The organism is Hymenobacter miniatus (genome assembly GCF_016427455.1).
GTDB classification, from domain to species: Bacteria; Bacteroidota; Bacteroidia; order Cytophagales; family Hymenobacteraceae; genus Hymenobacter; species Hymenobacter armeniacus.
The window spans coordinates 1-10463 of record NZ_JAELXR010000028.1; the positions used below are offsets into that span (position 1 = coordinate 1).

Below are 10463 nucleotides of genomic sequence, written 5' to 3' on the forward strand. Positions count from 1 at the left end.
GATGACTTTGAATTGCCAAGCTAGAAATTATTTTTTGCTAAGCAAGCAAAATCGATTACGAATTTTTGAATTAATACGGCGATTTAGCTATATAAAATGTTGATATACCAATCAAAATTGAATTTATTAGAATCATTTCCGCCTCTGCGTATTTCCAAACGCTTGTTAGCTTTGAACCTGAAACCCAAAATTTTACACGCTGTTTTTAGCAAAAACCCAAAGGCCGCGGCTGCTCATTAAGGCATGAACGGCCGCGGCCTTTGGGTTTTGCCGGCAAAGCAGGCGGTTTAAAACAGGAAGTCGAAGCCCACAAAAACCAGCTTCTCCTCCCCTACCGAATACGTAGCGTTGATGACGGCCTGCTTCAGGATGTCGACATACACGCCGCCGCCGAAACCGCTGTGCAGGGCCGAGAGGCCGGAGCGGGTGTCGTTGTCGGAATACACGCGGCCGAAATCGGCCAGGCCCAGGATGCCCAGCTTGCCGGGAAACAGGTAGGCGTTGAAGGACAGCAACTGGAGGCGGGCCTCGAAGTTGCCGTATACGCTGCTGCGGCCCGAGTAGCGGGTGCGGCGGTAGCCGCGTAGGTTGGTGGTGCCGCCCAGCGTGTTGGCCTGGTAGAAGCGGTAGTCGCCCAGGTTGTGGGCCACGCCCAGGCGGCCGGCGTAGGTGATTTGGAAGGGCAGGTTGGGCGTGAGGTACGCCCGGATTTCAGAAGTCAGGCGGCCGTAGTTCAACTGCTCGCCATTGAGCTGGTGGTTGTACTGAAACTCGTTGTACCAGCGAATGCCGATGCGCGGGTTTTTGGGCGAGGAGCTGGCGTCGAGGTTGAGGTAGAGCAAGCCGCCGAGGTACTGGTTCACCTGGAAATCGGAGGCCCGAATCCCGAAGTGGCGGTTTTCGTAGGTCACGTCGCCGCCGCGGGTCAGGCTGTCTTTGATGACCGAACCGATGGGGTCGCGCTCCACGCGGAACTGCTCGTAGCGCGGGCCAAAGCCGAGCTTCAGGAAGCTGAACAGGTTGCGCTCGAGGGTGGGCGCGAAGGTGAAGCTGTTGAAGCGCACGCGGTAGGCCGAATTCACGGTGCGCACCGTGACGCGGCCGCGGTTGGCGTCTTCGGTGGCCAGGTTGGCGGTGTTGTTGCCGATGCCGAAGAAATTGTAGAGCAGCTGCGGGCCGTAGTACTGCGACGCGATGCGCAGGTCGTACTTCCCAAACATGCGCGTGAATTGCCCCGTGTACTTGATGTTGAAGGCGTCGCGGGCCGGGGCAAAGTTGGCCACCAGGCTTTGCTCCGACGAGAAGGGCTCGCGGCGGAAGCCGTAGCGGCGGTGCGTGATGCCGCCGCCCAGCAGCAGGCCGTCGTCGATGTTGTAGCCGAAGAACAGGGCCGGGCCGGTGTAGTTCAGGCGGTAGTCTTTCAGGTCGAAGCGCTTGGGGTGGTCGTAGCGGCTCACGTCCACGCCGGGCTCCAGGCGCAGGCGGGCCTCCTTGCCCACGTTGATGACGTTGCCGGTGTCGGCGTCGTACACCTGGGTTTTGTGCAGGAAGCCGCCCACGTGGCTCACGTCGCGGATGGTGTCGCGGTCGGTGCCGCCAATCAGGCGCACCTTCACCGACTTGCTGGCGTCGCCCTTCACCAGGTAGGTGTCGTTGCCGCTGATGCCGTAGAGGCGCAGCTCGTCGGTGATGCCGTACTCCACGGTGCGGTCGAAGAGCACCTTGGTCACCTTGCCTTCCTTCGTGATTTTGCGCACCGTCACGTGCACGTTGCCGTTGGGCAGGCGGTCCACCACAAACTGCTCGTTTTTCTGGGTGCCGCGCACTTCCACAATGTCGGCCACCACGTCGGCGTACTTGGCGGCCACGTCGGGCAGCAGGTCGCGCCGGCTTTTCAGCTTGGCGATGATTTCCTTGGCGTGCAGGTCATATATCTCCTTGGGCCACTTGTCGCGGAAAGCTTTCTCAATCACCTCGTCGGTGATGTGCTCCTTCATGTACTGGGCCTGGGCCACCCACTGCTCGCGGCTCACGCTGCTCAGAAAGGTGCGGTCGTTGCTGAGGGCCGTCTGGTTCAGGCCCTTGTAGTCGGCGTAGTCGTAGCCGAAGTTCTGGAAGTTGCGCACCGCAAACTTGCGGCTGATGAGGAAGGGCAGCACGCCGTCGCCTTTGAAGAAAGCAATGTCGCGGTCTTCGGGCACGGCCGTGAAGGTGCGGTCGCCGTCCTTGTCTTTCACCTCGGCCCAGCGCCACTGGTCCTCGTGCCGGTCCCAGTCGCCTATCCACATGTCGAACAGGCGCGAGCGGGCAAAGGCCACGGCGTCAATCTTGTTGTCGTTGTCTTCGAGCAGGCGCTCGAGCATCTTGTCGGTGCCCACCAGGTTTTTGGCGTAGCCCAGGCTGGCCACGTTGCTCTGGTCGTCCTTGGCGTCTTCCTCAATGGCAGCCGGCTTGTTGGAAAACGCGCTGTAGTACTGGCCCAGCAGGGGGTCCTGCGGAATGTAGACCGGCTCGGGGTTGGTGTGCAAAATGCCGGCCGCCGTGCCCAGCGGCGGCAGCACAAACGAGGCGTACGGGTGCTGGGCCGAAATCTGGTCCTGCAGAATGTCTTTGGCAAAACCCGTGCGCAGGGCCTCGGGCAGCACCGCGGCGGGGTCCTTGTCGATGCCGCGCAGCGAGAAGTTGTGGCCGGCTTCGTTGCGCACTTTCAGGGAGGCGGTTTGCTTGCCGCCGCCGGTTTTGTAGGGCACCAGGCCGCCTTTGTCGGTGGCCAGGTCCAGCAGGCGGAACTTCACGGGCGTGGCCCACTCCTTGCGGTAGTGCTCGCCCAGCAGCCAGTTGTGGAAGCCGCCGTGCTTGTTGTAGGCGGGGTTGACGGCCACCACCACGCTGCTGTCGCGGAAGTCGGGGCGCTTGGCGGGCACGGGCTGGGCCTGCACGTCCTGCTCGTTCTTTTTCTTCTGCTTGTCGAGCGGCGTCATCGGCGCGGCCTCGGTAGCGGCCACGCCCTGCGTGGTTTTGGCATAAAGCGGCGTGCGGAACACGAGGCGGGCCTTCTCGCCGTTGCCCTGCGGGATGAAGTACTCCGTCCAGACCTGGCCGTCGTCGTAGTAGTTCACGCGGGCCCAGCCCTTTTCCTTGTCCGAAAACAGGGCATCGCCGGCGCCGCCGGGCTTCACGTGCTGGGTTTTGCAGCCCGAGCCGCTCACGATGAGGTGGGTGGCGCCCTCCTTGAAGTACTGCAGGTTGTGCTCGTGCCCGGCCGCGTAAATGATATTGGGATACTTGTTGAAAATATCCATCAGGCCCTTCTTGTAGGCCTGGTAGGCCGGGTAGGCCAAGTCCTGGCTCACCCCGCCGTATTTGCGGGCAAAGGGGTAGATGGACCCGATGATGGGCAGCGGCAGAAACGCGTACTTGTACACGATGCTGAGCGGGAAAATGTGGTCGCCTAGGGTGAAGTAGCCGCCGTGAATGCCATCGGAAAACAGCGGGTGGTGGCCCACCACCATGATGTTTTTGTCCTTGTTGCGGGCAATAATGTCTTCCAACTGGGCCATGAAGTCGGTTTCGTCTTCCACGCCGCAGCCGCCGTCGGCGCCGTAGGGCCGCTCGCTCTGCTTGGTCAGAAACCACTGCGAGTTGATGGTGATGAGCACCAAATCGTCCTGCAGGCGGATTTCGTAGGGGCCGGGGCAGCCGTTGCTGGGCGTGATGAAATCGCCGCTGTAGCCGAAAGCGGCCGAGTCCTGGGCCATGTAGTTTTCGGCAAAGCGCTGCTCGCGCAGCACCTGCTCCAGGCCGCCGGTGAGGCCCTGCTTCCAGTCGTGGTTGCCGGGTATCATGTACTTCTCGCCTTTGTATTCGCGCAGCACGTCAATCTGGTCGGCCAGGCGGCGCTCGGCTTCTTTGCGGTCGTAGGCGCCTTCCTCGGGCATGCCGTACTCATACACGTTGTCGCCGAGGTAAACGGTGGTGCTCTTGGCGCCGGCTTCCATGATTTTTTTGCGCAGGAAATTCAGCGAGGGCTCGCCGCCGTTTTCCTTGGCAATGGGCTTGCCCACGTCGCCAATCAGAAAAACAGTGTAGCGAATGCGGGTGCTGTCGGGCGGGGTTTTGCTTTGCCAGTCGAGGCCGCCGCGGCGGTAATTGGGGCGCGAAACGTGGGGGTTTTGCGACGATTCGCCCTGGGCCAAAGCACGCGAGTGAAACGCCAAAAGGGCGCCGAGCAGCAACAGCGCGGAGCGAAAGCGAAAAAATGGGGGCATAAAGCAGAAAAAGGGCCGAGCATCAAGGCTCGCCGCGGGGTACTGTTAAGGTAAACGAAGCGCCGGCTGCCCACGTACTGGCACGAACCTGCAGCCGGCGCGCTAGGGCCCGTTACGCAAAGCGCGGCTGTGCGGTTAGGCCGGGCTATTTAACTTACGCCCGGCGCTTCGCGTTGAAAGCCGGCGAGCCCGCCGGAATGAACCGGCCGCTGCTTCGCTAGTCATGAAAGAAAGTACCCCCGAAACCGTTGCCCCCGCCCCGGCCACGGACTCCGCCCCGCCCGAAGCCGCCCTCGCCGCCGAAGCCGCCGACAAGCCCGCCAAGGCCAAGGCTTCGGCGTTGGTGAAAGACGCCCAGGCCTACGTCACCGACCTGTTTGCCCGGGAGCTGCAAGCCAAGCTCACCTACCATTCCCTGCGCCACACCGAGGCCGTGGTGAAGGAATGCCGCGTGCTGGCCCCGGCCGCCGGCCTCTCGCCCGAAGACACCGAGGCCCTGCTGCTGGCCGCCTGGTTTCACGACACCGGCTACCTCGACGTGTACGAGGGCCACGAGTTCCGCAGCATGGAGCGGGCCGGCACCTGGCTGGGCGAGCACGGCGTGCCCGCCGAGCGGGTGCAGCTGGTGAAAGACCTCATCAAGGTGACGCACCGCGACTACGCGCCCGAAACCGAGCTGCAGCAGCTGCTGGTAGACGCAGACATGAGCAACCTGGCACGCGACGACTTCCGCAGCAGCGCCGAACTGCTGCGCACCGAGTGGGAGCTGGTGCTGGGCCAAACCTACTCCAACCCGGAGTGGGCCGAGCTGCAGCTCAACTTCATGCTGGAGCACAAGTACCACTCCGACGCGGGCAAGGAGCGCTACAAAAAGGCGTTTAAAGACAACCTTGACGAGCAGCGCGACGCTTTAAAAAAGACCGAGAAAAAGAAGAAAAAGAAGGAAAAGGAAAAGAGCGAAACCTTCGCCGAGCCCAAGCGCGGCATCGAAACGATGTTTCGCACCATGTACTCGAACCACATGAAGCTGAGCGACATGGCCGACAAAAAGGCCAGCATGATGATTCAGCTCAACGCCGTGCTCATGTCGGTCATCATCACCTACCTGGGCGCCAAAATGGGCAAGGCCGGCGCCCTGGGCCCCATGATGAGCGGCAACCCCGTGCTGGGCATCCCGATGGGCATTCTGCTGGTCACGGCCCTGGGCTCGGTCATCACGGCCATCCTCTCGGCCCAGCCCGACGTGACGAGCTTTGCCTGGCTGAAGAAAAGCCCTCAGATTGCCACGAACCGCCGCGTCAACCTGCTGTTCTTCGGCCAGTTCACCAAGCTCAGCCTCGACAACTTCCAGGGCGGCATGCGCGAGCTGATGCGGCAGAAAGACATGCTCTACAACAACATGGTGACGGACATCTACTACCTGGGCGAGGTGCTCACCCGCAAATACCGCCTGCTGCGCACCAGCTACACCATCTTCATGGTGGGGCTGATTTTGACGGCGCTCTCGTTCGGCATCGCGCTGCTGTATAAGATGTAGGGGCAGCGCCCGTTCTTACCTTTGCGCTGCGGCTGCGTAGTTCAACGGATAGAATAGGCGTTTCCTAAACGCTTGATATGGGTTCGATTCCCGTCGCGGCTACACTGACCAAAAACCCGCTTTGTTGTGCGCAGAGCGGGTTTTTTAGTTCTCGCCTCCCACGCTTGCAGCTTCTGCTGCGGTCAGAACAATGGCCGGTAGCAGGCCGTGGTCAAATTCCCAATGATGGTTAGGACACAGCGCAACCAGATTATCCAACGCATTTACGTTCGCGACGGAGTCTGTTGGCGCAAATCCATTTATTGGCTTGATGTGGCACACTTCGTAATGGGTGTCGTAGCCACACACCGCGCACGCTTTGGAGCGGCTTGATTTGCGATAGGCCACCCGCGCCAAGCTGCGAATTTGAGCCGCGTACTGTTGCAGCGCTTTTGCTTTGAGCTGCTGCAGCAGCACCCATTGCCAATCAACGAAGCTGGGGTTGCAACTGTCGCAGGTGGTGCGGCGGGTTTGCAGCGTAGCGCCGCAGTGCTTGCACAAGCGAGTCAGCCGCTTACGGCTGGGAAATAGATGGCCATTTATTCGGTTGGCGCAGGAGCGGGAACAGTACTTGGCATTAGGGGTGGCAGTACCGCAATGCAGGCAGTTATTCATGCCTCAAATTACCGGATATTGCTCGCCTATCCGCGCCTCTGCATGAAGAACCTGACCAACCTCCTGCCCCTGCTGCTCCTAGCCGCCGTATCGGCCGCCGCCCAAAAGCGCCCGGCTCAACCCGAAAACCTCGTCCAGTACGCGCACCCCATCGTGGGCACGCAGAAAATGGGGCACACCTACCCCGGGGCCACCGTGCCCTTCGGCATGGTGCAGCTCTCGCCCGATACCGACACGCTGAGCTACGAGCAGAACGGCAAGTATAACCCCGACATCTACAAGTACTGCGCGGGCTACAACTACGACGACCGCACCATCGTCGGCTTCAGCCACACGCACTTCAGCGGCACCGGGCACTCCGATTTGGGCGACTTTCTGCTCATGCCCACCACCGGCCCGCTGCAGCTCAACCCCGGCACCGCCGACCGGCCGCAGAGCGGCTACCGCTCCGCCTTCTCGCACCAGAACGAGGTGGCCGAGCCGGCTTATTACAAAGTGAAGCTCGACGACCACAACATCCTCGCCGAGCTGACGGCCACCACCCGCGTGGGCTTCCACCAATACACGTTTCCGGGCACCGAGCCGGCCCACATCATTCTGGATATGATGGCCGGCATCTACAACTACCCCGACAAAAACGTGTGGAGCTACGTGCGCATCGAAAACGACTCGCTCGTGACCGGCTACCGCCAAACCACCGGCTGGGGCCGCACCCGCACCGAGTACTTCGCCATGCAGTTCTCGAAGCCCTTCCGGAGCTACGGCGCCCGCAAGTACGACGCCAAGGAAACCTACCGCGGCTTCTGGGGCCGCTTCGACCAAAGCAAGAACTGGCCCGAGCAGGCCGGCCGCCAGCTGCGCCTCTACTTCGATTTCGCCACCGTGGCGGGCGAGAAAATCAAGGTCAAGTTTGCCCTTTCGCCCGTGAGCATGGCCGGTGCCGTGGCCAACATGCGCGCCGAGCTGCCCGGCTGGAACTTCGACCAGACCCGCCGCGCCGGCCAGCAGCTTTGGCAGCATGAGTTGCAGAAAGTCACCATTCAGACGCCCAACCGGGCCGACAAGGAGAACTTCTACACGGCCCTCTACCACGCCTGCCTCAGCCCCACCGTGTACCAGGACGCCGACGGCCAGTACCGCGGCCTCGACCAGCAAACCCACCGCGCCGAGGGCTTCGTGAACTACACCACCTTCTCGCTCTGGGACACCTTCCGGGCCCTACACCCGCTCTTCAACCTCATCCAGCCCAAGCGCAACGCCGACATGGTGCAGAGTATGCTGGCCCACTACGACCAGAGCCCCGAGCACATGCTGCCCGTGTGGAGCCACCACGCCAACGAGAACTGGTGCATGAGCGGCTACCACAGCGTCTCCGTCGTGGCCGATGCCGTACTCAACGGCGCCGTGCCGCCCGCCCAGGCCGAGCGCGCCCTGGCTGCCTGCGTGGCCACCGCCCGCCACCGCTGGTACGACGGCCTGGGCGAGTACCTCGACCTGGGCTACGTGCCCAACGAGCGCAGCGGCACCTCCGTCTCCAACACCCTGGAGTTTACCTACGACGACTGGTGCGTCGCCCAACTCGCCAAACACCTCGGCAAAGAGGACCTCTACCAGGAGTTCAGCAAGCGCGCCGCCAACTGGCAAAACGTGTTCGACCCGCGCGTGAACGCCATGCGCCCGCGCCTGGCCGACGGCAGCTTCCGCCCCAAGTTCGACGTGTTGAGCACCAACGGCCAGGGCTTCATCGAGGGCAACGCCTGGAACTACACCCTCGCCGTGCCCCACGACCCCGCCGGCCTCATTGCCCGCATGGGCGGCAACCGCCGCTTCGTGCCCCACCTCGATTCGCTCTTCACCATGCACCTGCCCGACTCATTCTTCGCCGAAACCGAGGACATCACCCGCGAGGGCATCATCGGGGGCTACGTGCACGGCAACGAGCCCGCCCACCACGCCGCCTACCTCTACAACTACACCGACCAGCCCTGGAAAACGCAGGCCCAGGTCCGCAACATCCTCGCCCGCCAGTACCACCCCACCCCCGACGGCCTCGGCGGCAACGACGACTGCGGCCAGATGAGCGCCTGGTACCTCTTCTCGGCCCTCGGCTTCTACCCCGTCGCCCCCGGTTCGGGCCAGTACGCCCTCGGCAGCCCCCTCGTACACGGAGCAGTGCTACACCTCGAAAACGGCCAGTCCTTCACCATCCAGGTCAAAAACCAAAGCGCCAAAAATGTCTACGTGCAGCAAGTCACCCTCAACGGGCAAAAGCTGACGCAGCCGTTTATGGCGCAGCAGCATGTGGCAAAGGGCGGCGTGTTGGTGTTTGTGATGGGGGCGCGGCCGGCGCGGAAATAAATTATTACTCCACCAGTGACAATTGCAACATGCTTGCCGGCTTCTTTCTCATCCCACTGACTTTATTGCTGCTGGTAATTTGGGCGCTAACCAGAAAAGCACTTTTTGGCAAAGCGTTGGGCTTCATTTGGCTTTCTGCCATTGCGCTTGGTGTTTTCTCAACAATTGCCCGACCCCTGTTTGAAAAGAAGGTTCTTACCCAAGAAGACTACTACGGGGAATACGTCATCGACCGCAGCTATTTCCCGGGCAAACAGGCGGACTGGCAATACAACAATTTCCATTTCACCATCAATCCCGACAATTCCATTTATTTCTATTCAACCCCTAAGGATGGACCGGCAAAAGTGTACAGAGGATATATTTCAACTTCCGCCCCATATGGCTCTGCTCGTCTCATCGTCCACATGCCCGCGCCGACGCACCACATTCTAACCACCGACCCGACTGTTTACCGCGACGTGTGGAGCTTCTTCTTGGTGTTCAACTCGCCAAAGTTTGGCAACATGTACTTCAAAAAAGGGACGTGGAAACCGATATAGTTGTGCAAACCCATAATGAAGAGCTGACGCAGCCGTTTCTGGCGCAGCAGGACGTGGCCAAGGGCGGCACGCTGGTGTTTGTGATGGGGGCGCGGCCGATGCGGAAGTAAAGTCGATTATTATCTCCGTTATTCACTACTATGAAAACGCTGTTCTTAATAGTGCTTTTTTGTCTACCGTCTTGGTATTGCAAAGCTGATGAGCCTCGCTTTCAGACCAAGTTCAGCAGCAAGGATGGTCTGTATGAGTTGCGATTACTTGGCACCAGAAAAGACTCTGCCGCCAAGTATGCTGATGAAGTAGGAAGCGCGCTTTATCCGACTGTTAGTAAATGGGCAATGTTTGCTACACAGACGCAGCAGATGCTTTATTTTTTCGAAGACAGCAATGACAACATTGCCCTCAAAACTGCGCTAATCTCTGATAATGGAAATAGGATTGCAGTGCTAGACGACTGGAGTGCCGGAGTGCCCTTTTACAATTACGGTGTCCTCAGTTTCTATGAAAGGGGACATAAAATCAAAGAGTATGTCCTACACGACTTCTTATGTTCCTGCGGTAGTATTTCCTCATCAGTAAGCCACTTTAGTTGGTTAACGAAGTACAGATTCGCTCCTCTGACTAATTCCCTCACTATTTCAACTTACGAGTTAAATACGTTTGTATTTGACGTTACATCAGGCAACCTGCTAAGCAAAAGGCAGGATACTGCTCTTACCACCACGTCAGTTCTTGTATCTGGCCAAGTACAGAAAACATTTTCTCAGCACTACGAACTAACGGTTAGTCAACGAATGCACGGAGTAGTGCCGGAGAACGGTAAAGTTGCGTTTACCAGTCAGAAAAATCTCCGTTCTGGTAACTACTACACATTGCTAATCGATAATGGCCGACGTATCGATGCTCCTGGCCTTTACGAAGATGCCAACCTAAACAGCGGCACATTTGAATACGAGAAAAAACTCCGCCAAGAAGTAGAATCTGCAGGAGGCTTAAAGACACTAACTGCCGACCAAAAAGACTTTTTTCTAGAAGGTGTTATGCACCTGGGAGCAAGTTAAGGCCAGCGGCTTTGGCGAGCATGAGCCCGGCAAAGGCGAGGTA

Annotated in this window: 6 protein-coding genes and 1 tRNA gene; 5 read left to right on the forward strand and 2 right to left on the reverse strand. The window is 59.7% G+C overall.

What is annotated here, in order from left to right; translation table 11 throughout:
• Positions 1–287: 287 nt before the first annotated feature.
• Positions 288–4268 (reverse strand): metallophosphoesterase, encoded by a 3981-nt coding sequence (locus JAO73_RS22790; protein ID WP_198979643.1) that lies wholly within the window; start codon positions 4266–4268, stop codon positions 288–290.
• A gap of 223 nt (positions 4269–4491) precedes the next feature.
• On the opposite strand from JAO73_RS22790, the gene JAO73_RS22795 reads away from it, so the two are divergent.
• Positions 4492–5805, forward strand: a complete 1314-nt coding sequence (locus JAO73_RS22795) for a Pycsar system effector family protein (protein WP_233169366.1) — start codon at positions 4492–4494, stop codon at positions 5803–5805.
• 30 nt (positions 5806–5835) lie between these two features.
• Positions 5836–5907 (forward strand) — tRNA-Arg (locus JAO73_RS22800).
• A 42-nt stretch (positions 5908–5949) separates the two neighbouring features.
• On the opposite strand, the gene JAO73_RS22805 is transcribed toward JAO73_RS22800, so the two are convergent.
• Positions 5950–6459, reverse strand: coding sequence for an HNH endonuclease signature motif containing protein (locus JAO73_RS22805; RefSeq protein ID WP_198979644.1), 510 nt, complete (start codon positions 6457–6459; stop codon positions 5950–5952).
• 42 nt (positions 6460–6501) lie between these two features.
• Here JAO73_RS22805 and JAO73_RS22810 point away from each other — a divergent pair, with 42 nt between their 5' ends.
• The 3 genes from JAO73_RS22810 to JAO73_RS22820 all read left to right on the forward strand — a co-directional run bounded on the left by JAO73_RS22810 (position 6502) and on the right by JAO73_RS22820 (position 10420).
• Positions 6502–8817, forward strand: a complete 2316-nt coding sequence (locus JAO73_RS22810) for a GH92 family glycosyl hydrolase (protein WP_198979645.1) — start codon at positions 6502–6504, stop codon at positions 8815–8817.
• 29 nt (positions 8818–8846) lie between these two features.
• Complete coding sequence (locus JAO73_RS22815; RefSeq protein WP_190928527.1) at positions 8847–9359, forward strand: hypothetical protein; 513 nt, start codon at positions 8847–8849, stop codon at positions 9357–9359.
• Positions 9360–9499: 140 nt separating this feature from the next.
• Positions 9500–10420: a hypothetical protein gene (locus tag JAO73_RS22820; RefSeq protein WP_198979646.1), complete on the forward strand. Its 921-nt coding sequence runs from the start codon at positions 9500–9502 to the stop codon at positions 10418–10420.
• Positions 10421–10463 lie beyond the last annotated feature (43 nt).

Coding starts and splice junctions, on each gene's coding strand:
- JAO73_RS22790 (WP_198979643.1), bottom strand. CDS start 4,268: ATGCCCCCATTTTTTCGCTTTCGCTCCGCGCTGTTGCTGCTCGGCGCC.
- JAO73_RS22795 (WP_233169366.1), top strand. CDS start 4,492: ATGAAAGAAAGTACCCCCGAAACCGTTGCCCCCGCCCCGGCCACGGAC.
- JAO73_RS22805 (WP_198979644.1), bottom strand. CDS start 6,459: ATGAATAACTGCCTGCATTGCGGTACTGCCACCCCTAATGCCAAGTAC.
- JAO73_RS22810 (WP_198979645.1), top strand. CDS start 6,502: ATGAAGAACCTGACCAACCTCCTGCCCCTGCTGCTCCTAGCCGCCGTA.
- JAO73_RS22815 (WP_190928527.1), top strand. CDS start 8,847: ATGCTTGCCGGCTTCTTTCTCATCCCACTGACTTTATTGCTGCTGGTA.
- JAO73_RS22820 (WP_198979646.1), top strand. CDS start 9,500: ATGAAAACGCTGTTCTTAATAGTGCTTTTTTGTCTACCGTCTTGGTAT.